Here is a 24,405-nt window from a genome sequence, read left to right as displayed (position 1 = left end):
AAGCATGAGCACATTTTCTGAAGAGGTCAAGGCCACCCGCGACTGGTTCAATAGTCCGCGGTTCGCAGGGATTTTACGGCTGTTTACCGCCGATCAGGTGGTCGAGCAACGCGGCACGATCGCGGTTGATTACACCATCGCGCGCGATGCTGCGGAGGCTTTTCACCAGCGCCTGCGTGAACTGTTCAAGGCGGGGAAATCGATCACCACCTTTGGTCCTTATTCACCCGGTCAGGCGGTGACGATCAAGCGCATGGGGATCGAGGGGATCTATCTGGGTGGCTGGGCGACTTCGGCCAAGGGTTCAATCAATGAAGATCCGGGGCCCGACCTGGCCAGTTACCCTTTAAGTCAGGTGCCCGATGAGGCCGCGCCCCTGGTGCGTGCCCTGATGGCGGCCGATCGCAATCAGTATTATCTGCGCCTGCGTATGACCGAACAGGAGCGCAAGGAGACCCCCGCCATCGATTATCGCCCCTTTATTATTGCCGACGCCGATACCGGCCACGGCGGCGACGCCCACGTACGCAACCTGATCCGGCGTTTTGCCGAGGTCGGGGTGCCGGGTTACCATATTGAAGATCAGAAACCGGGGGTCAAGAAATGCGGGCATCAGGCCGGCAAGGTGCTGGTGCCGGTCGATGAACAGATCAAGCGCCTCAACGCCGCACGCTTTCAACTCGACGTCATGAAGGTGCCGGGGATCATCGTCGCGCGCACCGATGCCGAGGCGGCGACCTTTCTCGACGGACGTGGCGACGAACGAGATCAGCGCTTCATCCTCGGTGCGACCAGTACCAACATCCCTAACTACAAGACCGCTTTTCTGGCCGTCATGCGCCAGTTCCATACCGGGGGAGTGGCGGAGATCAACGGCCACCTGATGTACCGCATTTCGGATGAGGCTTACGCCGAAGCCGATGCCTGGCTCGACAAGATCGGCCTCACGACCGAAATCAAGGCCAGAATCAAGGCGATGTCCAACCGGAGTACCGCAGCGATCACAGCGGCTCTTGATGATGCCTCGACCCGTCTGCTTGAACTCTGGCAGATGGAGGCCAGCCTCAAGACCTACGGCGAGGCGGTCGCTGATGTCATGGCCTTTCATATCGATGAAGGGGCCGAGATCGCTATGACCGTCGACGAGTGGCATGCCTTCGTCGAGACCGCGTCTTTTGTCGAGGCGCGAGAGAAGGCCCGTTCTCTGGGGTTCAACATCATCTGGAACTGCGATATTGCGCGCACCCCTGAAGGTTATTATCAGGTCCGCGGCGGTATCTCCTACGCGATTGCCAAATCCCTCGGCGTGGCGCCCTTTGCCGATATCATCTGGATGGAGACCAAGACCGCCGATCTGCATGATGCCAAAATCTTCTCTGATGCGATCCGCGCGGTTTATCCTGACAAGATGATGGCCTACAACCTGTCCCCCTCCTTCAACTGGGATTCGACCGGTATGAGCGAGGAGGAGATGCGCAACTTTCCGGTCGAGATCGGCAAGCTCGGTTTTGTCTTCAACTTCATCACCTACGGCGGACATCAGGTCGACGGCCTGGCTGGCGAAGAGTTTGCCCGGGCGCTCAAGGAAGACGGTATGCTGGCGCTGGCCCGTCTGCAACGTAAGCTGCGCCTGATCGACTCTCCCTACAAGACGCCGCAGACCTACGTCGGCGGCCCGCGCTCTGACGCCGGACTCATGGCGACCACCGGCGGCACTGCGACCACCAAGGCGATGGGTAAGGGTTCGACCCAGTTCCAGCACCTGATCGAGACCGAAGTTCCACCGCGGCGACTGGAAAACTGGCTCAAACAATGGGCTGGCCATTACAACCTGGACGGCAAGCTGCGGGTTATCCTGCGGCCGCACACCGCCGGCTCGGAACTGCTGGAGCTGACCCTGGTCGACAATAAAGATAACAAAATGGCCAATATCATCTTCGCCGTACTCCAGGACCGGCGCCTGCGCAATATGCTGTCGATTCGCGATCAGAACACCTTCAGCGAAGACTTTCGCCAGAAGCGCCTGATGACCTTGATCTCGCTTTTCCTTATCCATCGCTACAAGGCGGTTTCGGTTCACTACGTCACCCCGACTGAGGATAATCAGCTGCAGGCCGAGGGGATGCGCGCGCTGGGGCTTTATGGGGATATTCGGACGGAGGTGGGCGAGATTATCGTCGCCCAGGTCAACGCCGACTGCGTGAAGGAGCTGGTCAAACCGGAGAGTGAGGCGTTAGCCAAACTCATTGCCAAGGCCTGAGGGGGATCGAACCCTTGAGCGTGCCGATATGAAAAGGGGCATCCAGAAGTGGATGCCCTTTTTTTTACGACCTCGGCGGACGTGCGGGTTCGAACCCCTGTTCAGCGCATTTCATAGGTGAGCCACGAAACCATCCGTCAAGCAGAGTACACTGGTATTCTTAGCCACAGGACTAAAAAAAATCAGCGGGAGAAAAATTATGAAACGGAGAAATTTGGGGAGTCAGGGGTTGAGTGTCTCAGCCCAGGGACTGGGCTGTATGGGGATGTCAGATTTTTACGGCGAGCGCTATCCTGCCAGTACGATGAGGCTGATTCAACGCGCGGAGGGGTAATCCGGGGTGCGACCTCCAGCCTCTCATCAGGACGGCCTCGGCGATATTTTCCGAATGGTTAACTCTCTCGCACGGGGAGAAGCACGACAGGGCTCCCGCCTGAGGCAGAGAGGCGGTCAAAATCTGGAAACTTCATGGCTTAGTTTGTCTGCTTGTCTTGACTGACCTTTCATTCGCGTTATCCTTTTTTCTGTAAAGAGAAAATTCTCCGGCGAGGTCAACCTTCCTGAATAGGAAGGCGGCGGATCTTTCCTCGGAGAAACCAATCAGGGTCTCTGGAAGATATTCAACCTTAAGGGAGGTACTGGCATGGGTGATTGTTATGAAAGTTATCTGAAATTGGGGCATCCGGTTCCGGACTTTGCGATCGACACGTACGAACCGGGCGTAAAGAATTTCGGCAAGCTGAGCCTTGCAGGGCAAAAAGCTGCCGGTAAATGGACTATCCTGTTTTTTTATCCCGCCGACTTTACCTTTGTCTGAGCGACCGAATTTGCTGCTCTGTCAGAGCAGTACGCGCGTTTCAGTAAAATGGGTGCCGAGGTTGTTACCCTGAGCACCGACACTCAGTATGTCCACCTGGCGTGGCAGCGGCATGAGAAAGAACTCGCCAAGGTGAAATTTCCCATGGGAGCCGATCCAACCGGGAATCTGTCCCGTATGTTCGGCGTGTATGATGAGTCCTCCGGCCTTGCCTTAAGGGGCACATTCATCATTAACCCCGAGGGAATCCTGATGAATTCCGAGGTCAACTTTTATAACATGGGCCGGAATATTGACGAATTGATGCGTAAATTTAAAGCCAACCTCTATCTGGCGAAAAAGAAAGATGAGGGCTGCCCGTCGAAATGGCAGGAAGAGGGGGACAAGACCCTCAAACCCTCTCCAGAGATGGTCGGCAGGGTTCACGAAGCGTTGAACGAGTAGCGTCTCAGCCGATAGCCATCCCGTAAATCTCCGCTGAAGCTGTTGATAAAAGCAACCGCTTTGCTGGTTACCGATGGGGGAAATGGCCACCTCTGCAGTTGGGGTGGCCATTTCGGGTTTGCGAGGTCAACAGAAATTAAACCCATTTCTTATGCCACTGGGCGCACCCTGTTTTTTAGCTAAAAACTATTTAGGACGGACTCTGAAGTTTCCGTCAGGGTCGTTTGTTAATTATTTCACCAACTTCTATCCTTTTTTAAAGATTATTGTCGGTAATGAGAACCAGGACGCAGTCCGATTCATAGCGGGGAGAATCAAATGCTGGAACGCCTTGAAATTACCAGAAACTGGTTGCCGCGCTATACGGGGATGCCGCTCTCAGGCTTCGGCGAGTATATTTTGTTGACCAACTTCCGCCATTACGTCGTCAGGTTCGCGGAGATGTTCGGTTGTGATATTCAGGGCGAAGACAAGCCGATGCAGTCGGCCACCAATCGCAGTGGCCTGACGATCATCAACTTCGGCATCGGGTCGGCGAACGCGGCTACCATCATGGACCTGCTCAGCGCCATTCAGCCGAAGGGTGTGCTGTTTCTGGGTAAATGCGGCGGGCTGAAAAAATCGATCGAGATCGGACATTTTATTTTGCCGATCGCAGCCATTCGGGGTGAGGGGACGAGTAACGATTATTATCCCGCCGAGGTCCCGGCCTTGCCATCCTTTAAGCTGCACAAATTTGTCTCGGAAAAGATCCTTGAGCACGGCCATGATTACCGTACTGGCGTGGTCTATTCGACAAACCGTCGGCTCTGGGAACATGATTCGGTGTTCCGCGAGAAACTGAAAAAAACCACCAGCATCGGGATTGACATGGAGACGGCGACGATTTTTATCGTCGGCCATTACAATGCCATCGCGCGTGGTGCGCTTCTGCTTATTTCGGATGTGCCCTTAACTCCGGAAGGGGTGAAGACCGAGGAGTCGGATCAGCAGGTGACCAAGCTCTGGGCCGCCAGCCACTTGCAGATCGGCATTGACGCGATGACCCAAATTGGTGAGAAAGGTGAGAAGATCAAGCATTTTCTGTATTGACATGCGCTCGTCTGGGGTAAAGACCTCCCCTTGAGAAATCGGCACGGGAGGTTAGAATTCAGGGATGATAAAAATAATGAAATCAGCGATAAAGCTGTTAGTGGTCGGCACCTCTCCGGCACGACTCGAGCTTGTTGTCGGGAGCCTGGAGAATCAATCAGGCTGCTCGCTGCATATTGTGGGCAGTTCGGCAGATGTCAGGGCTTATATCGCTGAAAACCAAGCGGATCGCCTCGTTGTCCTTTCGCTCCAGTCAGCCCCTGATGCTGTCTCGCTGCTCAAATCCTGCAACGGTTCTCCAGAGTTTGTTCTGCTGGTTCTGCTCGACAAGGAAGACACCCAGGCCGCAGTCAAGCTGATCAAAGCCGGTGCTGTCGACGTGCTGGTTGAGTCCCCGGACCTGTTGAAGCGTCTTCGCCAGATCATTGATAACAGCCTGGCCGAATGGACCATGCATCATAGAGAGCAACTGGCCATAGACAAAGCGGCCAGTTTCGGGCGTATCCTCGATTCCTCGCTCACCGAAATTCACACCGTTGATACCGAAACCCTGCAACTTCTCCGGGCCAACCGGGGCGCCAGAAATAATCTCGGGTACAGCAAGCAGGAACTCGCCAAAATGACCTTGCTCGATCTTAACCCTCTGCTGAGTAAAGAAGATTTTTTCGCTCTTGTGCACCCCTTGCGGATGGGCAAGAAAGAGACGATCGTTTTCGAAGCCCTGCATCAACGCAAGGATGGTTCGCGTTACCCGGTCGCTGTTCAGCTGCAGTTGCTTAGAACCGAAACCCCGATCTTCGTTGCCGTCATACTTGACATCAGCGAGCGCAAGCGGGCTGAAGAAAGGCTGAGGGTCAGCGAAGCCCGCTTTCGTTCGATTTTTGATACCGCCGCAGCGGGGATCGTCATCCTCTCTCCCTATGGCCAAATTCAAGAGGTCAACCCCTATTTCTGCAACTTCAGCGGCTACCGGGCAGAGGAGTTGATTGGACGGAATATCGAAGAGGTGACTTATCCCGATGATCGTGAAATGACGATTGATTATTACGCCACACTGCGTCAGGCACAGGATCCGATTATCAATATCGAAAAACGCTATCTATGCAAGGATGGTCAGATTCGCTGGGGCTATGTTTCGATCGCCTGTGTCTCAGAGCGTGACCAGAGTAAAAATTACTGTATCGGTCTGGTGCAGGACATCACCAACCACAAGGTGACCGAAGCGAAAATGCAGCAAGCTTACGATGAACTCGACGCCTTTGTTCGGACCGTTGCCCATGATCTGCGCACTCCGTTGACCCCGATTATCGGCATCGCCGAAATTCTTCAGAGTTACGTCTCGGGAGCCCTTGATCCTGACGCGCTCAATCTGCTGGCAGATATTGAAAAATCCGGTCAGCATATGCTGGCCCTGCTTGAGGATTTACTGGATCTGGCCCAGGTCAGGCATGTTCAGCAACCTGCTGTTCCGGTTGATACGCGCCGGATGATTGATCAGGTCCTGCAAAATCTGACCAATCAGATAATCGCCGCCAAGGTCAAAGTCAAAGTCGGCCCCTTATCCTCCCTCTGTCTGCCTGAAACCCTGATCAGTCAGTTGTTCGCCAATCTGATCGGTAATGCGGTCCGCTACGCCGGAGACGCAGGAAGGCCTATAGAAGTCGGAGAAGAACGCCTGGACCGTCAGGTTATCTTTTATGTCAGGGATCACGGCCCGGGCATCCCGCCAGAGGAACGTGTTCGCATCTTTGAAGTTTTTTATCGCGGCGCGGCAGCTAAAAAGATCCGTGGCACAGGAATCGGGCTGGCTACCGTGCGTAAAATTACCCGACTTTATCATGGCGATGTCTGGGTCGAAGAAACTCCTGGTGGCGGGAGTACCTTCAAGCTCAAGTTTCCCGAATCAGCCCTCTGCTGCCCAAATGAGGGGGCTCTGGCCGATAAAGCCATGATCGCCAGGCTAAGCTGAAGGACTGAAGAGGGTCGGCGCTGTCTCTCGGTTTATTGCTGGCAGTCTTGCCGGTGCCGTAAGTTGTTGGAATGTCATTAACGAAATATGAAGAAATTACCCCTTTAGCGTCAGGAGGAGCCATGAGCACCGTTCGGGATTTGATAAAGACCAGAAAGAGGGAAATTTTCACCATCAATTCTTCACAGACCGTTTACCAAGCCCTGATGTTGATGGCCGAAAAGAATGTTGGGGCCTTGCCGGTGATGGAGGAGCGCCGTCTGGTGGGGATTCTTTCAGAGCGGGATTATGCGCGAAAAGTCATCCTTAAAGGGGCTTCGTCTCTTGACACGATGGTCAAGAAAATTATGACGCCGCGACTTATCTCGGTCGACCCGCAGACCTCGCTGGAGGATTGTCTTGATATCATGATTCAGCGGCACGTACGACATCTGCCGATCCTCGAGAATGAGGATATGGTTGATTTTATTTCGATCGGCGATCTGGTCAAAGCGATTCTGGAGTATAAGAACCGTTTGATCACTGAGCTCAGCTCTGCTGAAACCACCTGAACCCTCTGCGTGCGGTCGAAGCCTTGACGGAGTTGCGATGCCAGATTTTCAAATATTTTTGCCCGCCAGGTCAGGCACTCTGGCTGCCGTAAGAATCTGCACCAGACGGTTGGCGTTGCCTGCCGTCATCGCGACAAGCGGGATGAAAAAGAAGGCGTTTTTATCGTGGTAGAGCAAAAATCCGGGAGCCAGCTTGCGGTAGGCAACAAAATTATCCCAAGGCTGGCGGTAGCCGGACATTTCATTCCGCACCGAGATCTCGGTCAGTGAAATTGCGACCGTTAATTCCTTACCGAAAAAAGGATGCTTGCCGGCAGTGCGCAGCGACTTATATATCAGCAGATGTTTCGACAAAACCCCGAAAAAACCGGTAGCCAGCATCAGCCCGGCGATGAGCCGCGATCCATAGAATCCACCAAACCCGAGCGAACCGATCACAATGCAGATGGCCCCCCAGAAGTAGCGCAGTTTCAGCGCGCGGTCACAGCTGTAATGGGCTTCGAAAAACTGGCTCCAGAGCTCTTTGGTGAGTCGGTAGTTGAGGATAATGGTTTCGGGCATGTCGTCTGTCTTATTTTTGGGTGGAAGAGCAGAAAAGGGACGGGCTCTCTAGGGGCCCGTCCCTTTTATTTGAATTATTTTTTGTGACAGCCCATGCAAGCGGTTGGCGCCTTGCCACCACTGATCTTGTGGCATCCCTTGCACAGGGCGTGAGCAATCTCCTTGGAAATTACAATCTTTTGTGGCGGGTCGGTCAGGTGGCACTTGCTGCACTCAAGACGGCCGGAATGCGCGGTGTGGTCGAAGGTGACTTTTCCCATCGAAGCGGCGTAAACAACTACTCCGGGGGAGGGTGTCGCCGCTGATGAGGCCGCCGGTTTACTGTCGGTTAACTCCGAGAGGGCTGAGATCGTCTCCTTTTTGGCGGTGTCTACCGTCGCCATGGTGGTTGTTTTTGCCTGTTCTATGGCCGTGGAAACCTCTGCCTTGACGGCGGCAGTTTGTTTGGTCGCTTCCGCCTTGATCGCGTCAACCTGCTTGGTGGCTTCCGCCTTGATCGCGTCAACCTGCTTGGTTGCCTCCTGCTCAACTTCGGCAACCGCTTCTTTGACCTGTTGTTTGGCTTCAGCCACAGCCTGTTTTGTTTGGGCGCTGACTGGCTGGGATTCCGCCGTGACCGGTTTGGCTGGTTTTACGGCGGGTGGTGTCTCCTGCGAACAGGCGCTGAAGAGGGTTGCTGCCAGCAGAGTAAAAAGGATTGTGTTGATCGGTCGCATGCTCGTCTCCTAAAAAGGGTGAAATCGTGCCAGATAAAGAGGGGCTCGCGCCATAGACCAGCTCTTATCCTCGAAAGCTCGGCTACGCTCGGGTCTGTTTGCGGTCCTGCAACTCTTGCCCCATGGTTCGCCCGACCCATGGGGCAACTTCGGTCATCATGTTAACTGAACGCAATCAGTCTACCTGGCGCCGTTTGTAGGTCGGACGAAAATCCCTGGTAGCGACGTTAACCAGATCACTCAACATCTCTTCATATTTGCTATTCACATCGTTCACCCTGCCTCCGGTCAGCCCATGCTCATCCATGCTGAATCCGGCAAGTGTCCAGGTGCCGTGGGCACCATTTGTCCAGGCCGTTGCCCCATTGCTGGTTTCGCGCACCTTGCTGTTGAGCGCTCCTTTGACCTTGGCACTGGCACTAAGCTGGGTAAGGGCATTGTTCAATGACAGACTCGGCTGCATGACGGTGACTGTCATCTCTCCGGTCAGCACAGCGTCCACCCCGTATTGTTGACCGATCATTTTAATAGCACCGATGTCGAAGCTGGTCCGGCCTATGGTGGTCAAAACCTGCTGTGCGCTGCCGAGCTCAAGGATCTTGACCCCGGGTTGGGCGGCCTGAAGCGCGGCAAGAAAGCGGCGAGTTACCTCGGCCTGAGCGGGGAAGGAAGCACTGACAGGGAAATCGACTACCGCGACAGTCTTATAGTTGCGCAGGTCAATGACCGGCGGGACCAATTCTGTGACGTAGTGGCTGCAAGCGGTCAGCAACAGAATGATCAGTAATGCAAGTCCTTGTTTGTGCAACCTGTTCATATTTTCTCCTGAAAATAATACGGGCATAGCGGCTTGCAAGACAGAGTGAGTGATGTCAGGAAAACCTCTGATCTGTGTTAATGAATAAAGCTCATAAACGCTTTGGCTTCTTTCGCTGGAGGGACAACCTTCCCTTTGCCGTTTTCAACCAGTTTCATCAGCCAGGCCATATTCCTCCCCAGCACCCTCATGATCTGAACGCCCTCGAGGTCTTGCGCCGCTTCGCCGGGCTGGGTTCCGTGGATCACGTTCCAATAGTTGGAGGTTGGCAGCAGCATCTCTGAGTAGAGCAGAAAATTATTCAGCTGCTCAAAGGTTGGCAGACCGCCGGAACGTCTGACTGCTACCACCGCAGCGCCGACCTTGTGGCGCAGCAGGTTGCCGTTCGATCCAGAGACATAAAAGGCTCGATCCAAAAACGATTTCATGGCCCCGCTCATCCCTGCGAAATGGACGGGTGAGCCTAAAAGTATGCCATCAGCCGCTTTCATTTTTTGAATCCACGTATTGACATCATCGCCTGGCAACACACAACGCTCATCCTTGTTTTCCCTGCACTTGCCGCAAGCGGTGCAGCCTCGGATCACCTTGCTTCCGACCTGAATGACCTCTGTTTCAATTCCCTCCGCTTCGAGTTCAGCGGTGACCAGGCTGATGGCTAGACAGGTATTGCCTTCTCTGCGGGGACTCCCGTTAAATGCCAGAACTTTCACAATCGTTTCTCCCGTTTGATTATTGATGAGCAGGTATTTGGTTGAGGTTAATTCGCCTGAGGATATTTTGACCAAGGAGGTTCAGATGTCAACAACCAACTTTTATCTGAGCAGGCTCAGAATATGATGGGATGTTATACAGCATGAATTATTGCCGCTGGTTCTCGCAGCGCCAGCAGAGATAGAATTGTCCCTCAGAAACTTCACCACAAAAGGGGCAGGTCCATGGTTCTTTATCCGATTCCTGCCTGGTCAGCCAGCTGTCAAGCAGCATCCGGGCGCGCGGATAGGTTTCATCATCAATGACCCAGAGTTCGGGATAGCACTCAATAAACGGGATATCACCCATAGCGGTAGACAGCTGATCATTCCGCAGCAGACAGGCAACCCCCTCGTTTTCCAGTTGATCCTTAAGCATTCCTGCAATTGGTCGCTGCCAGATATCAAAAACGTGAAGTTTTTTCATAGTTCCGGTGAGGTTCGTAGAGTCAGAGAAACGACAAAAAATCGCGTTGATCCCAGGCCGTCTCTAAAATAAAATTCCGGCAAATTGGCAACCTGTCGAGCCAGGTTCAGGCGCCATTTTGTTGTTATTCACACACATGACGGGTAGCGAGTTGAGCTTCTGAAAGAGCGGGAGCATCAGCAGAGAGGTTGATCCCGTCCTCAATGACCCGCTCGCCTAATTCTTCAAGTATCTTGAGAAAGTTCAAAACCAGGTAAGGGTTAAGCCGCGTTCCGGCCAACTCCAGCATTAATCCGCTTATTTTCGGAAAATCCCAGGGTTCCTTGTAGGCACGCCTGGTTCTAAGTGCGTCGAATGTGTCGGAGATCATGGTCATTTCGCTGCACAGACTGAGTTTCCAGTTTTTTGGTACCGTTGGATAGCCGGTTTTGTCATAGCGCATGTGATGTTCAAAGGCCGTGCAGATAGCGATTTGAGGAATTCCCTCCTGGTTCATCAGATACTGTGCGCCGCGTATCGGGTGCTGTATCATCTGTTCCCATTCTGCATCGACGAGACTGCTCGGCTTGCGGATGATCTCATTGTCGATAAAAATTTTCCCGGCATCGTGCAGCATGCCGGCAATGCCAACATCATGCAGCAGCTGCTCCTGTAGCCCGAGTGAAGTCCCCTGGGCGAGGTTGAGGATAGAGACATTGATCGAATGGGTGAAGGTGTATTCGTCCTCCATGCGCAGCGGGACCAGAGCCAGGAGGGGATTGGCCTCTTGCTGGAAGGCGGTTACGAATCCGGCGATAATGGATGAGACTTTACGGATGTCGAGATTGTCTTTGTCGGCGATGACATCGTAAAAATCGCTGATACTTTTCAGCTCTTCGTCTGTCAGCAATTCAAAACCAGTGATCGGTAGGACATCGTCAAGATCATTCTGGGTTTCGACGGCACCATAATCGATGTTGGGGGTCAGCACGCTGAGATTCTCTACTTTTTCCAGCCCAATGGCAACCCGTAGCAGCAGTTCAACTTCCCTGGACTCAATCCCTTGTTGAAGCCGGATAAATCCGATATTTCGGCCGTAAAACAGACGGGAAATTCGCTCGGTGTAAGGGGTGCGATCCAGTGGTTTACCATCGAACAGCAGATCATTTTTGACGAACAGGAAAGTCAGTTCGCTCTGTTGGTCCAACAAGCGATGGAGACTCTCAAGGATCTGAGGGACAAGCGACTGGACTTGTTTGTGCTCAGGGGAGTAAAGGCTTGACGCCGCCAGGGCGGAGGAAAGCAGGCGGAGCGTTTCCTGAATCGCCTGTCGACCAAGGACCGTCTTCATTGGGCATCCTCCACCGACAATTTTGCCAAGATCTGCCTGGCCTGGTCGGCTGCTTCCTTGGTCCCGCTGTTGAGTTGTTGCCGCAGCAGGGGCACGACCTGAGTAGCGGGGTATTTTGGCAGAACCTTGATGATCTCAAGTTTGAATTTTTTGTAGGAGCTGGCCTGAAACAGCTTGCGGGATTTCAGGAGGTTTGAGAAAACGCCAAGGGCCTCAGCATTTTTGTGCTCTGCAAGAGTATGGACCAAGGCTTTTTTAATATCAAAATCAAAACGAAACAGGGTTTTTGTTTTTAATATGGCCAGCAACTTGGTGGCGAGTTTCGGATGATTCACCAGCTTGCTGAGGGTTATGGCGTGCAGCCGGTCTTGTCGGTTTTCCGAGGAAAGGGCATGAACCAGTTCCTGGATTGAGTCTTCGTCACGCAACAGCAGACAGGTTTTCAGCGCTTCCTGGCGGACCTTCTGGTGGCTGTGTTTGAGCAGTGGTTTAATCTTTGAAAGTTTGTCTGCAGCGCCAAGTTCGCCGAGCAGGCTCAGCATGTTACGTTGTACGAACCAGCGCTCATCTTGAAGGAAAAAAGCAATGTGGTCCACAATCTGGGGGCCGAGTCGTTTTAAACGCTCCAGATAGAAATAGCGGGTTGAGCGATCAGTTTCCAGGTTGATGCATTCGATCAGTGGATTAATGAAAGGGGGCCCGATCAAGGCGACCACTTCGGCGATGTCCATCTGATGGTCCTTCCCGAACCGGGAGGCATCACCGAGAACCTGCTCCATAAAAGAATCAGGGATCAGGTCCACCAGAAGTTTGGTCTTTTCGTCTGTCTTATCGACAAAACAGGTGCGACAGAGATCGACCAGGGCGGGATAATCCACGGCATCGAGATGAAATTGCATGGATCCGATCAGCTGGTTACGCAGGCCTTCCATGAGGTTTTCGTCCGGATTGTTTTCCAGGATAAACTGCGCCAGACGGCCCATCTTCTGCCCAAGAGGGGAATCTTCCAGAGATGCTTTGAGGCTCTGCAGCTTAGAGCTTAAGGCTGAGGGGACCTGCTGGTTGTTTAAAACCTGCATCAGGGCATTCTGATAACGAGACGGAACATATTTTTTGAATTCGTCGGGACGGAAGAGTTCTTTTACATTCTGAGCCATATCAGCGTTTGCTGAAAGTTGTATGGCCAGATCCATCTCGGAAACAAGTTTTCTGCTCCCGGCCAGTTTGTTGATTAGAGCCATGACCACCGGTGGGGTGTACCCCGGCTTCATTGTTGTCTCGCGGAAAGCGTCCAGAATAGCTTTATTGGTCAAACCATTGAAAAAATCTTCGGCGTAATCCTCTGTCATTTGCAGGTTACAAATTCTGCTCAAGATGGCTTGACGCAAGTCATCACTGAGATGATTGATGAGATCGGCCAGATTGGCTAACGCTGCCGCTCTGACAGTTTTTGTCTTTTCACGTTGCAGGGTTGCCGCAAAGCGGGTCAGTTCCTGCGTGATAACCTCTTTTTCTAATTTTGATTTTCCAACCAGATGTTCACTGACCCGATCGGCGAGTTCTGCTGGAGTTATCTCGCCATCAGTGGGACTCTCCTGTTCTCCACCCGTCAGAGCGTTGAATATTGAGTGAGCGAACTTGTTCCAAAGGTCGGCTGTCGGAGGGATTTCATTAATTTGATCCTGATCTACAACAGAATCGAGCAGACGAAAATCCCTTTCGGACATCTCGGTGATCTGGAGGCCGATAATGTTTCTGGTCTGCAGGCAGGCCCCGATCCCGCCCTCATCCCAGGTATCTGTGCCATTGCGCATGATCACCTTGAGAAAGGCGTAGAGTGAAGGAACGGTGAGCTCTTCGGTCAGGGTAAAGGAGGAAATTCCGTGTTGAAACATGCGTTGGGCAAACTTGCTGAAGAGCTGGTTCTTCTGGTTTAAAAATTCACCATGAAAGAGGAACCCATGTTTGGAGACAGTAACAAGAAGAGCGGTACCAGAGGCGTGACTGTGTGCGAGGGCCTGCATCAGCTTGTCCGTGGTCTTCACCACCACCGAATTGTCTTCGCTGTAGAGACTCAGGTGTTTGCACAGCAGAAACATCGTGTTCAGGATGCCTGTGCTGTGCGTAATAAGATCTGATCTTTCCTCCTGCAACATGCGCGGGTCCTTCGCCGACAGGGTTAGCTGAGCCGGGGAGCTAATGAAAACAAAGCATGTTCCATGCAATGTAGCAAAGTCCGAAGCAGATGTGCAATAAAATCAGAAGTCAGGGCTGTCAGTCGACACCTCATCAGGGAGATCATGACATCGAGAATCAGCTGATTTCCATCTGAGGTTCAAGAGATTCATTTCGACAGAGTGGGCGGCGGGCAGATAGCTCATATTTATAGGAAAGGAAGTAAAATGCTCTTGCCAAAGGTAACCAGGTCAGCCTTCGTTGAAGTTGATCCTGCGAAGATAGCAAAATGGTTATAATCGCCAATGAATAAACTGTCCCCTGAATACCTGCCCTGCCGCGTTACAGAGTAAATTTCATGAAATTGGCGAAATAAGCGCAACTCCGATCAACAGGCCATGCAGCCAGACAATAAACAGGCCATAGAGCCCGAGACCAAGCGTTAGGGCGATGACATCGTTGACTTTGGCAATCGGTGCTCCGGGCAGGGTGCGTGGCACACGCCGGCGCATGGAGTAGAGATCCAGGGCAGCCCAAACCAGAAAGGCGCCGAACAACAGGACATCGACCAGCCTGCCGTTAACCAGCAGATGTGCAAAGGACCAGAGAATCGTCGCGATCAGCATCGGGTTTTTGGCCAGCGCTTTGATGCGCCCGGGAAAATAGGTGGTCAGCAGCAAGGGGAAGACCGGCAGCAGCAGTAACATCACCAGATGCCGCAGCCAATGGGCCGAAGAATAGAGAACAGCAGAGTCCTGCCGGGCCAGCCCATAACCCCAGACCATCAGCACAAACCCGAGAAGGGCGACCAGCGCATAGAGCCCTTTCCAAGGACCTTCGCCGATGCTTGCCACCATGCGATTACGCCAACCTTCGTTGATGATCGACACCGAGTGTAACGTAAAGAATATGATGAGTCCGGCGATGAGAATACTCAAGTTTTCTCCTTTGGCAGATTATGCAGCAACGTGGCCTGATGCTTCACATTAAAGGCGCAAGTTTGCAATTTTGCAAGCTGGCCGCTGATGGTGTAATTGGGTGCACTGACAGGCTGCGCCGCTGAGGTTGCTATTGCGGTTATTTCGAAGTGCGCCTGAGGAAACTTTTTGACGAAGAAAAAATCATCTGATTTCAGATGGTTTTCGAGCACCGGTTTCAGTTCACTGCCGACTAAATTCGCGTTTTCGATCGAATTTATATCGATGGTGAACTGACCCGAGACCTGTCCAGTTTCAATCTTAACCTCACCGGCCGCCAGCCGCAGTCTCCCCCAATGTGCGCTGTTCGGGTTGCGCCCTGTCCATTCGATGACACTGGCCTCGCTATCAATCTGGTAGGTCCCGTCTTTAATCTGCTCTGTTTGCAATTCAGCCGCGGCGGTCGCATCACCTTCCACAGTCTACAGGGTTTCCTGCCGCCTGCCAGGCAGCGAGACCACCATCCAGAACCGAAACCTGGGCGTAGCCAGCGCGGTGCAATTTATCAGCAGCGGTTTTGGCGTCAAGGGTCTTGTCATTACACCCATAGAAAACGATCGGTTGGTTTTTAGCGGCGCAGTGTGACGCAACCTGCTCAAGAAAATTGACCTCAAATACGCAGGTATTCTCGGCATCTGCGATATGTTTCTGCTGGTAGCGTGTCTGGGGGAGAACGTCGAGAAGCAGTGGCTTATCGCCTGTCGCCATCATGGTTTTCAGCTCATGAATTGAAATCTTGCGTGTTGCTTTCATCTCGTTCATGCCGTCGTCCTTTGTAAAATCAGTGACTCCATATTGTGGTGAACTTAAAAATATCACCATTTTTGTTATATTTACAGGTGTTGGTAAAATTATTTAGGGCACCGACCCTCTTAGATGAATAGTTTTCAGCCAGTTAAGGAGTATGCGATGAAGGAAGTTGCTTGTGACCAATGTGGAATACTCTGGTCGGAAGATGAACTGTTGAAGCGCGAAGACAACGGCCAACTGATCTGCCCCGAGTGTTCAGGGCTTTTGGAAGACGAAGATCTCAGTTGTCATTACGACGAGTCGGGCTGAAATCACCAGGGCCTGATTCCATTAATGAGTTGCGTACGTTACCAGCGTCCCCGATATCCACGCTGAGTGTCCGGTGGAAAATATGACCAGTCCGGCGAGCAGCAGGTTCACGTTGTTCTCCGTTGGCAGCTTATTTAGCGATGTTCCTTACTCCTCATATTGAAAATTCAAATTTGCAACTTTGCAGGCCTGACCTTATTGTTCTCAGGTGCTTCAATGACCGGTGCAGATCGCGCCGTCAGTGGTCCTGGTTATCTCACTCGACCGAGGGAGAGTCATTACTGGGCCGTCCCTCCCAGAGTTAGCAGGTGAGTGCGGATTTTTGCGCCTGATCGTCGCTGAGTATTTATCTGAAAATAGGGGTAAGCTTTAAGGAAAGATAATCTCACCGGCCAGTTAATACCTCGGCTTTTTTGGGGGAAGGAAGAAGCAGACTATGGAATATGAGTTCCTCAATAACCCTGGTGCCCAGCGCTTCGAGACGATCATCTCCGGGCATATGGTGCATATCAATTACAATCGGGATGACGATGTCCTGACGCTGGTTCATACCGAGGTTCCTGCCGTGCTCGGCGGCCAGGGGCTGGGAAGCAAAATTGTTCAATTTGCTCTTGATTATGCAAAAAGCCGGGGATTGCAAATCGTCCCCCGGTGCCCCTTTGTCAGGAGTTATATCGACCGTCATCCCGATTATCAGGATCTCGTTCCGTAGCTGAATCATTCCCGGGGCAAATGATCACGAGCTTCATGAGCCTTTGGTTCACCGGGAGGTGGGAATAAAATAAGCGGAGAGACAAAGCACCAACCTGGTCCGTCTTTTAAAGGGTTGGGGGAAGGTCATAAATACTCATGGTGAAATTATTGTTTTTCTCAGCGATGCTGGCGTTCTTACTAACGCTTCAGGCGCCAAGGGCTCAGGCTCTGGATGTCACCCCGGCTGTATATGTCCAGGCGCTGGTTGGGGCGGCGCAGTTTAGCCGGGACGATCTATCCTTCCAGAGATCGGTCGGCGGCGATACGTCAACCGCCCTTGAAAACGATTTGTCGAACATGCCTTACCTGGGTCTGGCCGTTCAGGTTCCGTTCGGCGGGGGAAATATCTCGTGGGGATTGGACAGTAGCTTCCTGTACGGCTGGCGCTCCCGCAACACGCACGTGGTGGCGTCTAACAATCAGCTGGCGATCAGCGTCGACACCGAACTCTGGCTGGCGGATCTTGCTGCCGGACTCTATATCGCACACAGCTCCCGCCACTGGCGGGCTTATGTCGCAGCCGGTCCGGCCGTTGTTTTCGGGGAATACGACGAAAAGAACAATCTCTCCGCAGATTCGCCCGAGCAGACATTAGCAGGGAATAGTGACTCGGAATTCGGCGTCGGCGCCTATATCCGTGCCGGCATCGAATATCGCCTGCGTGATCAGGGCTTCGTTGGTTTTGGTGTCCGCGAGTTGAAGACCAACATCGAATTCGATAGCGCCCCGGGAGCGTCTTCAGGTCTGAGCGGCGTCCAGGGCTTCCTGTCTTTCTCCAGGTTCTATTAACTAGCCCTTTGCGGTATCAGCGAAAAAGCGAACTGTGCCAACGCCCAATCAACGGTCAATCATGGCGGTTTCGAAACCGCGCCTGAAGAGTTGGTATGATTTGACCGGGGGTAAACCTCAGAAAATCAAGGGCTTGACTTGCAAAATTGCAAATTAAAATGGGCGAAGATAGAATCGCTTTTTGTCGCTATTGGGGGTTGCGCCATTGAGAAAGGAGTATCTGGTGTCACGTTTGAAAAGGATGCTGCAGAGAGTATTTCTATCGCTCCCATACTGAAAGGGCGGCGTTGAGGTATCGGGTAAAAGCCGTAAGAAGATTTTTGCTCAGTCTTTGAGTGGTGCACTTACGAATAGAATTTACCGTTCATCGTCAATTAAGGGAGGTGCCACCGGAACTTTCAATTATTAAATTTATTCTAGTTAGGCAAAAGTTCCAGTGAATAAATGCACACCAACTCCAGTCGTCAATGTCAAAAAAAGAAACCGGGACGAATCCAAAGATCCGTCCCGGTTTTATAGGGCTATGTTCTAGTCTGACGTAGTACTTTTACCATGTCTCGGTATCATGACAACCGACGCACGAGCGGGTACTGGTATTATAAGACTTAATACTGGTGCCGCTGCCGCCGATCGTCGAAGCGGCTGTCACTTCATAGCTGGAGGTTGTTGGGTCGCCGATGTGAGTCGCCATTCTGCTGCTGTTATGGCAAACTGTACAGCTTTTAGATCTATGGTCGCCATGTCTCCCGGTCGAGGGCCGGACGTGACAGGTCGTACAATCCGAAGCCAAATTAATCGTACCGGTCCACCAGTTTGGAGTAGTAATGCCGCCATGACAACGGATACTGCTGCAGGTGCCATCCTGATTTTCCGTAGCGACACTGCCTGGAGAGTTATACGCCGCAGGGAAAACCAGTTCAACCGTGCCGTTATGAGTCGCACCGGAATGACAGATCGAACAATTGGTCCCGATCGCTCCGATCGCCTGGTGAGCCAGGTGGGCACCGGCCGTGTTCGGGAAAACTGAGCCGTTCGGTGGTTGTGAATGACAAGCGGTGCAATCGCTGTAATCAGGCCCGCCGCTTCCGGCTGGCAGCACATCGGCAATCGCCTGGACCTCTGCGGGAGTCAGGCTGCTCAATGAACCCATAGCGCTAACACTATTAATGGCGGTCTGAATCGTGGTTGCAGTTCGTCCTGCCTTTGTGGTGGACGCCAAGGCGTTGTGGCAACTAGCACATTTGGTGCCATACAGGGCGGTGCCATCAGGTGGTGTGCCGGGATCCACAACCGGTGCCGGCGGCAGCGCATCGGCAATCGCTTGAACCTCTGCGGTGGTCAGGCTGCTCAATGAACTCATAGCGCCGACAGTATTAATAGCGCTCTGAATCGCGGTTGCGGTTCGTCCCGGTTTGGTGGTCGTTGCCAGCGCGCCATGGCAGCTGGCACAGTTACTCGAATAGAGTGTCGTGCCGTTCGGCGGGGTGCCGGGATCAACGACCGGCGTTGGTGGTAACACATCGGCAATCGTCTGGATCTCTGCTGGCGTCAAGGTCAGAAAGCTCATATTGCCGGTATTATTATTAATAGCGGTCTGAATCGCTGCGGCGGTGCGTCCGGTTTTGGATGTGGTCGCCAGCGGACCATGGCACCCGGCGCATTCACTCGCGTACAGGGCGGCGCCATCAGGTGGCGTGCCCGGACCAACAACCGGTGCCGCAGTCAGCACACTGGCAATCGCCTGGATCTGGGCAGAGGTCAAGCTGCTCAATGAACCCATAGCGCCGACATTATTAATCGCGCTTTGAATCGCAGCTGCACTGCGGCCAGGTTTTGTGGTCGTCGCCAGGCTCCCATGACAACTGGCACAGTTGGTGCCATACAGGGCGGTGCCATCAGGTGGCGTGCCCGGACCAACGACAGGTGCCGCAGGCAGCGCATTGGCAATCGCCTGAATCTGGGTAGAGGTCAAGCTGCTCAAGGAACTCATAGCGCCAATATTATTAATAGCGCTCTGGATCGCAGCTGCACTGCGTCCGGGCTTGGCCGTTACAGCGAGGGCGCCATGACAGGTCGCACAGTAGTTTGCATACAAGGACTCACCGATTAATGACGGCGGAGTATACCCCTGAGAAGTGTGATTCTGGGTCAGAGTCGCAGTCATCATGTTATTAGCTGCAGCGACCATCCCTGCAGCAATGAGCGTTGGATCGATCTGGCCGTTGGCCGACAACTGTGATTTCACCAGGGCGACAACCGCACGGTTCTGAACAACAGCGGCATCAATAAAATCACCCAGGGTCAGATTTGAAACGGTACTATCTGTCGCGAGTTGGGTTTTGATGCTCTGGAATAAGCTGGCATTCAGGGTGTGCTGAACCGTATCGAGCAGAGTCGTCAGGGTTTGAAAATCCGTCGCATTATTCAGATCGGAAACCGTAACTGGCTGATTGTTAACAGCTTCCAAATAGTTACTGACTGTCATCGCGGCTTGAAGCCTGCTGAGGCTGGAAGCTGTGGGGCTGGTGGTCAGATCGCTAAGATTGGCCATCGGATCGAGATAGAGATCCTTGTCCGAGACATCATTCAGACCGGCGGAATGCAACAGGTCAACCAGTTCCGTTTCTGTGCTGCCGTTGGCGAGCAATGTCGTCAAGGGCGAAACGATCAAATCACCGCTGTCACCAGAAAGAACCTTGCGTCGTAAAATAACCTGATTGCTGACGCCAACATGATCTCCTCGGTTACCGACTTTGATTTCAACAACAGACCCGACGGTCAACGGCTTTGGAAAATGAAAATGGCCGCGCGCATCTGAAACTCCTGTTGATGAGCGCTGGATAACTGTCCCATCGGCTGCAACTTCCTGAAGAACGGCACCACTGATATAGGGATCGACAACAACCCCCGCAGATAAAGTATTTGCAGAGGTCCCCATGGGAGAGTCTCCACCCGAGCCCCCGCCACCACAAGCCGTCATCAAAATCGAAGCAACAAAGACAAGCAACAAAAGATCAATTCTATTTTTGAACATTTTCAAACTCCTTGTTTGTGGAAATTCATGTCTCCAGGTGAATGGCACTTTTCACCCTCACATCAGAAAAGCATGTCTACCCCACGTGTTGGCTCTAACCTGCCATTTTGGTCACAAAAAAACCGGGTTGCCGAATATCTTCGTGATATTTCGGCAACCCGGCTATCTCAGAGAGACCCAATGGGCTTTCCGCCCCATCCTTGCGAATGGTTTAGTATTATCGTGTATCCTGTGCGACCTTCGGCACAGGTCGCAAAAAAACCGGGTCACCGAATATCTTCGTGATATTTCGGCAACCCGGCTATCTCAGAGAGACCCAATGGGCTTTCCGCCCCACCCTTGCGAGTGGTTTAGTATTGTCGTGTATCTCCCCCTTTTGCGTTACTACGACCATAGCTTGAGCAGATTTTTCGAGTCAACCCCTTTGTATACCTAAAAGGTAGTCAATCATGTCTTGTCTCTGTTTTTAAACCGCTAAGACCTTAATAATCCGGGGTTCTGTTCTTGGCCGGGCAAATTATTATTTTTGGCCCACTCGATAATTACGGTGTTTAGTGTGATATCAACATTGAAACTCTCAGACATGAAGGGCTGGGGACGTTGTTGCTAGACTGGCTTGTCCTTCTGAAAGTGTTTAATGTCAGTAAGTTGCTCATGTATGTTCACTTCACGCAACGGTTTTGGCCTTTTATCCTGCAGGATTTCAGCGTTCGTCTTTGGCCAGAGGCTGATCCGCAATCAACAGGGTGCAAATCGATTCCGGGTTGATCAGGGCTTGGTTGCGACAAAGATCGCCCTTAGGGGGGCGGGGTGGCCTTCGATGGTTTTGGTGGGATCCTGCGGATCGAGGTAATCGGAGAGCGATTCAAAGGTCATCCACTCGGTGCGGTGTTGTTCTTTTGTGCCGGTACGGTTGGTATCGACGCAGGCGATATCTTTGAATCCGCAGCGCTGCAGCCAGAGGATCATGGCCTCAATCGAGGGGAGGAACCAGACATTGCGCATTTTGGCGTAACGGCCGTCGGGCATGAAGATGGTCGCTTTATCCCCTTCAACAATCAGCGTTTCGAGGATGAGTTCACCGCCCGGGCGCAGGCACCCTTTGAGCTCCAGCAGATGGTCGAGGGGCGAACGGCGATGGTAGAGCACGCCCATCGAAAAGACGCTGTCGAAGCAGGCGAGGTTGGCCGGTACATCCTCAATCCCCAGGGGGAGGAGGTGATGCTGCGGATCGCGCAGATAGCGCTGCATCACCTGAAACTGCATCACCGACACCAGGGTTGGATCAATGCCGAGTACAAACTCGGCCCCTTCGCCGCGCATGCGCCAGCCGTGATAGCCGTTGCCGCAGCCGATGTCCAGAACCTTGCGGCCGGTCAGGGATTGGATGTGCGGCAGGACGCGCTCCCACTTCCAGTCGGAACGCCACTCGGTGTCGATATCCACCCCGAACAGGCTGTAGGGCCCCTTGCGCCAGGGGTGAAAGGCCTTGAGTTTGTTCGTCAACTCTTCATGGCTGACATTGACCAAATCTTCGGCCCGGCCGATCTCCACCCCGTTTTTCAGTTCAATGCGGGAGGGTCGGATTCCCGGTAACCCCTGCAGCGCGGTCTGCCAGACGGCCATCATCCCATGACTCTCCAGGGAGAGTTTGTCAGGCAGAGTCTGTTGCAACTGTTGCGACCAGGCCTGCAGTCCCAGCGCATCAAGTTGCGGATACAAGGACTGATAAAAATTCATTTGATCGCCACCAGTGAGACAAAATTAAAGCATTGGAACCAAATGTCGGTAAAAACAAAACCTGCTGCTTGCAGGCGCTGTTGATGACAGTCCAGAGTCTCCGGGATCAGCACTTTTTCCAGCGCCGTGCGTTTCTGGCTGACCTCCAGGTCGCTGTAGCCGTTGGCGCGCTTGAAGTCATGATGCAACTCCACATGAAACTGCTGGCGAGCCTGCTTCTCGAAGGCAATCTTCTCTGACAAGATCAGAATGCCGCCCGGTTTTAACCCCCGATAGATCCGTTTTATCAGCGTTAAGCGTTCGGTAAGCGGGATAAATTGCAGGGTGAAGTTCAATACGACGACGGACGCATTTTCAATGCTGATCTCCTGCAGATCGGCACAGACCATGGTCACCGGGATGGTCGAGGTCGTATCGCGCGCCAGCAAGTCGCGGCCGCGCTCAATCATCGCCGCTGAGTTGTCGATGGCGATAATCTCGCACCCTGGCTGAGAAATCCGTTGTCGCATGGCCAGACTGACCGCCCCTAACGAGCAACCGAGATCGTAGCAGCGGCTGTCAGCTTGGGCATAGCGGCCAGCTAAAATCCCGATAGTTGAAATCATCATTCCGTAACCGGGGACCGAGCGTTGAATCATGTCGGGAAAGACCGCGGCAACCCGCTCATCGAACTGAAAATCGATAATTTCATTTAATGGCGCGGCATAGATGGCATCTTGTTTTTTGGTCACGGCGGGTTTGTCCTTCATGGGATTGTCTGGTAACGCCTGATGGGCACTCAATTTGGACTGAAGCAAAAAAAGAGTCAAAGAAAAAAGCTCATTTCAGCCGATGTCTGTCGTCAGTCTCTCCCTCCGCCCGCAGAAGGCGCGGAGCAGCCTATGCTGTCATTCCGGTATGAAAAAGCGCCGTAATTCAGCAATGACCTCATCAGGGGCCTCTTCGGGCAGAAAATGCCCGCAGGGGAGGCCTCGGCCCTCGACCCTTGTGGCACGCTCACGCCAGACGTTCAGCACATCGTAACGGCGCTGGATAAATCCTTCGGCACCCCAGAGTACCAGCAAAGGACAGTCTATTTTACGCTCAAGGTCCGCTTCGTCGTGGATCAGGTCGATACTTGCGGCCGCACGATAATCCTCACAGGACGCGTGAATTGCCGCTGGACGGCTGAAGCAGCGGTTATATTCGGCGACTGCAGCTTCGGCAAAGAGCGCATCGGGGGCGCTCCAGCGCTTCAGTTTTTCGGTGAGATAATAAGCGGGGTCGGCGCCGATCATCCGTTCCGGAAGGCCATCGGGCTGAATCAGGAAGAACCAGTGATAATAGCCGGTCGCGAAGGCTTGATCTGTTGATTTGAACATCTGGTAGGTCGGGGCGATATCCATGACGCAAGCCTTTGCGACCTGATCCGGATAGTCCAGCGCCATGCGATGAAGGACACGGGCCCCGCGATCATGACCGGCAACGAAGAACTTTTCGTAGCCGAAAGAGGCCATTATTTCGACCATATCCTGCGCCATCTTGCGTTTGGAATAGTTGGAGTGGTCGGGTGTCCCAGCAGGTTTGGAGCTGTCGCCGTAGCCGCGCAGGTCGGGGCAGATGATATGAAAGTTTTTTGCCAGATTCGGTGCGACCAGGTGCCACATGCAGTGAGTTTGCGGGTAACCGTGTAACAGCAGCAGTGGCGGGCCGGAGCCGCCATGCACCAGATTGATAGTCGCTTCGCTGGTATTACGTCGAATGGAAATAAAGTTCTCACCAAACAGTACCATGGCTGGACCTCGCACGGATCAGACAAAGAGGGAGTGATCGGATGCTACCCTGTCATTGTAAGTCTAATCCAATTCGGAATATATCGCGAACCTAGGTTCCTATTGTTTCAAGTGAGAGCGGAAGGATGGTTTTTCGGTGCACGCTTCGAAACGCGCGTTGAACATCTTGTAACCGACAGATTTTTCTTTGGCCCAGCGTGGAATCGGACCCCAGTGGATGAGGGCAGCGGTGCGTTGGTTGGTATCACCAGTTCTGTCCGCGAGAATCCGCTACCCCGGGAGATTCCAGCGGAGGCAAGCTCGGGAAGTTCGGACACTCCGAAATGGTCAACGATTTGTTGAGAAGGTGTTTTGAGCGAATAACGTCCGC

24 protein-coding genes and 2 riboswitches are annotated in these 24,405 nt (G+C 53.0%); of the genes, 9 read left to right on the top strand and 15 right to left on the bottom strand.

Going from position 1 to position 24,405, the window contains the following annotated elements; translation table 11 throughout:
* Window positions 1-4: 4 nt before the first annotated feature.
* The 6 genes from aceA to D888_RS0113710 all read left to right on the top strand — a co-directional run bounded on the left by aceA (window position 5) and on the right by D888_RS0113710 (window position 7,133).
* Entirely contained in the window at window positions 5-2,260 is a 2,256-nt protein-coding gene (gene aceA / locus D888_RS0113735) for an isocitrate lyase ICL2 (protein ID WP_020677139.1), read from the top strand.
* Between the two features lie 199 nt (window positions 2,261-2,459).
* The gene (locus D888_RS24785) at window positions 2,460-2,594 is read left to right on the top strand and encodes a hypothetical protein (RefSeq protein WP_020677138.1); all 135 of its coding nucleotides are present in this window, start codon (window positions 2,460-2,462) and stop codon (window positions 2,592-2,594) included.
* Window positions 2,595-2,903: 309 nt separating this feature from the next.
* The gene (locus D888_RS24605; RefSeq protein ID WP_083928869.1) at window positions 2,904-3,521 is read left to right on the top strand and encodes a peroxiredoxin; all 618 of its coding nucleotides are present in this window, start codon (window positions 2,904-2,906) and stop codon (window positions 3,519-3,521) included.
* A 318-nt stretch (window positions 3,522-3,839) separates the two neighbouring features.
* Entirely contained in the window at window positions 3,840-4,613 is a 774-nt protein-coding gene (locus tag D888_RS0113720; RefSeq protein ID WP_020677135.1) for an AMP nucleosidase, read from the top strand.
* 76 nt (window positions 4,614-4,689) lie between these two features.
* Window positions 4,690-6,582, top strand: coding sequence for a PAS domain S-box protein (locus D888_RS0113715; RefSeq protein ID WP_020677134.1), 1,893 nt, complete (start codon window positions 4,690-4,692; stop codon window positions 6,580-6,582).
* A gap of 122 nt (window positions 6,583-6,704) precedes the next feature.
* Entirely contained in the window at window positions 6,705-7,133 is a 429-nt protein-coding gene (locus D888_RS0113710) for a CBS domain-containing protein (RefSeq protein WP_020677133.1), read from the top strand.
* Between the two features lie 48 nt (window positions 7,134-7,181).
* Here D888_RS0113710 and D888_RS0113705 read toward each other — a convergent pair whose 3' ends face one another.
* The 10 genes from D888_RS0113705 to D888_RS23235 all read right to left on the bottom strand — a co-directional run bounded on the left by D888_RS0113705 (window position 7,182) and on the right by D888_RS23235 (window position 15,650).
* The gene (locus tag D888_RS0113705) at window positions 7,182-7,694 is read right to left on the bottom strand and encodes a YcxB family protein (protein WP_020677132.1); all 513 of its coding nucleotides are present in this window, start codon (window positions 7,692-7,694) and stop codon (window positions 7,182-7,184) included.
* 74 nt (window positions 7,695-7,768) lie between these two features.
* Window positions 7,769-8,410 carry a cytochrome c3 family protein gene (locus D888_RS23740; protein ID WP_020677131.1) on the bottom strand — a complete coding sequence of 214 codons (642 nt, stop codon included), beginning with the start codon at window positions 8,408-8,410 and terminating at the stop codon, window positions 7,769-7,771.
* 175 nt (window positions 8,411-8,585) lie between these two features.
* On the bottom strand, window positions 8,586-9,227 hold the full coding sequence (locus D888_RS0113695) for a hypothetical protein (RefSeq protein WP_020677130.1): 642 nt from the start codon (window positions 9,225-9,227) through the stop codon (window positions 8,586-8,588).
* A 77-nt stretch (window positions 9,228-9,304) separates the two neighbouring features.
* A complete protein-coding gene (locus D888_RS0113690; protein WP_020677129.1) occupies window positions 9,305-9,940 on the bottom strand; it encodes a flavodoxin family protein in 636 nt (211 codons plus the stop codon).
* 148 nt (window positions 9,941-10,088) lie between these two features.
* Window positions 10,089-10,406, bottom strand: a complete 318-nt coding sequence (locus tag D888_RS0113685) for a putative signal transducing protein (protein WP_020677128.1) — start codon at window positions 10,404-10,406, stop codon at window positions 10,089-10,091.
* A gap of 124 nt (window positions 10,407-10,530) precedes the next feature.
* Window positions 10,531-11,736 (bottom strand): HD-GYP domain-containing protein, encoded by a 1,206-nt coding sequence (locus D888_RS21715; RefSeq protein ID WP_020677127.1) that lies wholly within the window; start codon window positions 11,734-11,736, stop codon window positions 10,531-10,533.
* Window positions 11,733-13,892, bottom strand: coding sequence for a HEAT repeat domain-containing protein (locus D888_RS0113675; RefSeq protein ID WP_020677126.1), 2,160 nt, complete (start codon window positions 13,890-13,892; stop codon window positions 11,733-11,735). The genes D888_RS21715 and D888_RS0113675 overlap by 4 nt, the downstream gene beginning before the upstream one ends.
* A 375-nt stretch (window positions 13,893-14,267) precedes the next feature.
* Window positions 14,268-14,849 (bottom strand): NnrU family protein, encoded by a 582-nt coding sequence (locus tag D888_RS0113670; protein WP_020677125.1) that lies wholly within the window; start codon window positions 14,847-14,849, stop codon window positions 14,268-14,270.
* Window positions 14,846-15,307, bottom strand: coding sequence for a YceI family protein (locus D888_RS23240; protein ID WP_051092383.1), 462 nt, complete (start codon window positions 15,305-15,307; stop codon window positions 14,846-14,848). Before D888_RS23240 ends, D888_RS0113670 begins: the two co-directional genes overlap by 4 nt.
* On the bottom strand, window positions 15,297-15,650 hold the full coding sequence (locus tag D888_RS23235; protein WP_051092382.1) for a rhodanese-like domain-containing protein: 354 nt from the start codon (window positions 15,648-15,650) through the stop codon (window positions 15,297-15,299). The genes D888_RS23240 and D888_RS23235 overlap by 11 nt, the downstream gene beginning before the upstream one ends.
* 147 nt (window positions 15,651-15,797) lie before the next feature.
* Between D888_RS23235 and D888_RS24065 the strand changes: the two genes are divergently transcribed.
* From D888_RS24065 to D888_RS0113650, 3 genes are all read left to right on the top strand, one after another.
* Window positions 15,798-15,947: a hypothetical protein gene (locus D888_RS24065; protein WP_020677124.1), complete on the top strand. Its 150-nt coding sequence runs from the start codon at window positions 15,798-15,800 to the stop codon at window positions 15,945-15,947.
* A gap of 436 nt (window positions 15,948-16,383) precedes the next feature.
* Entirely contained in the window at window positions 16,384-16,659 is a 276-nt protein-coding gene (locus D888_RS0113655) for a GNAT family N-acetyltransferase (RefSeq protein ID WP_020677123.1), read from the top strand.
* A gap of 137 nt (window positions 16,660-16,796) precedes the next feature.
* Window positions 16,797-17,489: an outer membrane beta-barrel protein gene (locus tag D888_RS0113650; RefSeq protein WP_020677122.1), complete on the top strand. Its 693-nt coding sequence runs from the start codon at window positions 16,797-16,799 to the stop codon at window positions 17,487-17,489.
* 547 nt (window positions 17,490-18,036) lie between these two features.
* Here the strand turns inward: D888_RS0113650 and D888_RS23230 are convergent.
* The 5 genes from D888_RS23230 to D888_RS24885 form a co-directional block, all read right to left on the bottom strand.
* Complete coding sequence (locus D888_RS23230; RefSeq protein WP_020677121.1) at window positions 18,037-20,523, bottom strand: c-type cytochrome; 2,487 nt, start codon at window positions 20,521-20,523, stop codon at window positions 18,037-18,039.
* Window positions 20,524-20,672: 149 nt separating this feature from the next.
* Window positions 20,673-20,749: riboswitch (cyclic di-GMP riboswitch) on the bottom strand.
* A 62-nt stretch (window positions 20,750-20,811) separates the two neighbouring features.
* Window positions 20,812-20,888, bottom strand: a riboswitch (cyclic di-GMP riboswitch).
* Window positions 20,889-21,291: 403 nt separating this feature from the next.
* Window positions 21,292-22,263 (bottom strand): tRNA 5-methoxyuridine(34)/uridine 5-oxyacetic acid(34) synthase CmoB, encoded by a 972-nt coding sequence (gene cmoB / locus D888_RS0113640; protein WP_020677120.1) that lies wholly within the window; start codon window positions 22,261-22,263, stop codon window positions 21,292-21,294.
* Window positions 22,260-22,994: a carboxy-S-adenosyl-L-methionine synthase CmoA gene (cmoA, locus tag D888_RS0113635; protein ID WP_026362395.1), complete on the bottom strand. Its 735-nt coding sequence runs from the start codon at window positions 22,992-22,994 to the stop codon at window positions 22,260-22,262. Before cmoA ends, cmoB begins: the two co-directional genes overlap by 4 nt.
* 156 nt (window positions 22,995-23,150) lie before the next feature.
* Window positions 23,151-24,035 (bottom strand): alpha/beta fold hydrolase, encoded by an 885-nt coding sequence (locus D888_RS0113630; RefSeq protein WP_020677118.1) that lies wholly within the window; start codon window positions 24,033-24,035, stop codon window positions 23,151-23,153.
* 99 nt (window positions 24,036-24,134) lie between these two features.
* Entirely contained in the window at window positions 24,135-24,302 is a 168-nt protein-coding gene (locus D888_RS24885; protein WP_083928944.1) for an SOS response-associated peptidase family protein, read from the bottom strand.
* Window positions 24,303-24,405 lie beyond the last annotated feature (103 nt).

This window comes from Geopsychrobacter electrodiphilus DSM 16401, assembly GCF_000384395.1.
GTDB classification, from domain to species: domain Bacteria; phylum Desulfobacterota; class Desulfuromonadia; order Desulfuromonadales; family Geopsychrobacteraceae; genus Geopsychrobacter; species Geopsychrobacter electrodiphilus.
The sequence above is the reverse complement of the archived record's forward strand: the minus strand, read 5'-3'. Positions and strand labels throughout refer to the sequence as shown.

What these genes read in the sequence shown, in the direction of transcription:
- aceA (WP_020677139.1), top strand. Translation starts at nt 5, where the DNA reads ATGAGCACATTTTCTGAAGAGGTCAAGGCCACCCGCGACTGGTTCAAT.
- D888_RS24785 (WP_020677138.1), top strand. Translation starts at nt 2,460, where the DNA reads ATGAAACGGAGAAATTTGGGGAGTCAGGGGTTGAGTGTCTCAGCCCAG.
- D888_RS0113720 (WP_020677135.1), top strand. Translation starts at nt 3,840, where the DNA reads ATGCTGGAACGCCTTGAAATTACCAGAAACTGGTTGCCGCGCTATACG.
- D888_RS0113715 (WP_020677134.1), top strand. Translation starts at nt 4,690, where the DNA reads ATGAAATCAGCGATAAAGCTGTTAGTGGTCGGCACCTCTCCGGCACGA.
- D888_RS0113710 (WP_020677133.1), top strand. Translation starts at nt 6,705, where the DNA reads ATGAGCACCGTTCGGGATTTGATAAAGACCAGAAAGAGGGAAATTTTC.
- D888_RS0113705 (WP_020677132.1), bottom strand. Translation starts at nt 7,694, where the DNA reads ATGCCCGAAACCATTATCCTCAACTACCGACTCACCAAAGAGCTCTGG.
- D888_RS23740 (WP_020677131.1), bottom strand. Translation starts at nt 8,410, where the DNA reads ATGCGACCGATCAACACAATCCTTTTTACTCTGCTGGCAGCAACCCTC.
- D888_RS0113695 (WP_020677130.1), bottom strand. Translation starts at nt 9,227, where the DNA reads ATGAACAGGTTGCACAAACAAGGACTTGCATTACTGATCATTCTGTTG.
- D888_RS0113685 (WP_020677128.1), bottom strand. Translation starts at nt 10,406, where the DNA reads ATGAAAAAACTTCACGTTTTTGATATCTGGCAGCGACCAATTGCAGGA.
- D888_RS21715 (WP_020677127.1), bottom strand. Translation starts at nt 11,736, where the DNA reads ATGAAGACGGTCCTTGGTCGACAGGCGATTCAGGAAACGCTCCGCCTG.
- D888_RS0113675 (WP_020677126.1), bottom strand. Translation starts at nt 13,892, where the DNA reads ATGTTGCAGGAGGAAAGATCAGATCTTATTACGCACAGCACAGGCATC.
- D888_RS23235 (WP_051092382.1), bottom strand. Translation starts at nt 15,650, where the DNA reads ATGAACGAGATGAAAGCAACACGCAAGATTTCAATTCATGAGCTGAAA.
- D888_RS24065 (WP_020677124.1), top strand. Translation starts at nt 15,798, where the DNA reads ATGAAGGAAGTTGCTTGTGACCAATGTGGAATACTCTGGTCGGAAGAT.
- D888_RS0113655 (WP_020677123.1), top strand. Translation starts at nt 16,384, where the DNA reads ATGGAATATGAGTTCCTCAATAACCCTGGTGCCCAGCGCTTCGAGACG.
- D888_RS0113650 (WP_020677122.1), top strand. Translation starts at nt 16,797, where the DNA reads ATGGTGAAATTATTGTTTTTCTCAGCGATGCTGGCGTTCTTACTAACG.
- D888_RS23230 (WP_020677121.1), bottom strand. Translation starts at nt 20,523, where the DNA reads ATGTTCAAAAATAGAATTGATCTTTTGTTGCTTGTCTTTGTTGCTTCG.
- cmoB (WP_020677120.1), bottom strand. Translation starts at nt 22,263, where the DNA reads ATGAATTTTTATCAGTCCTTGTATCCGCAACTTGATGCGCTGGGACTG.
- D888_RS0113630 (WP_020677118.1), bottom strand. Translation starts at nt 24,035, where the DNA reads ATGGTACTGTTTGGTGAGAACTTTATTTCCATTCGACGTAATACCAGC.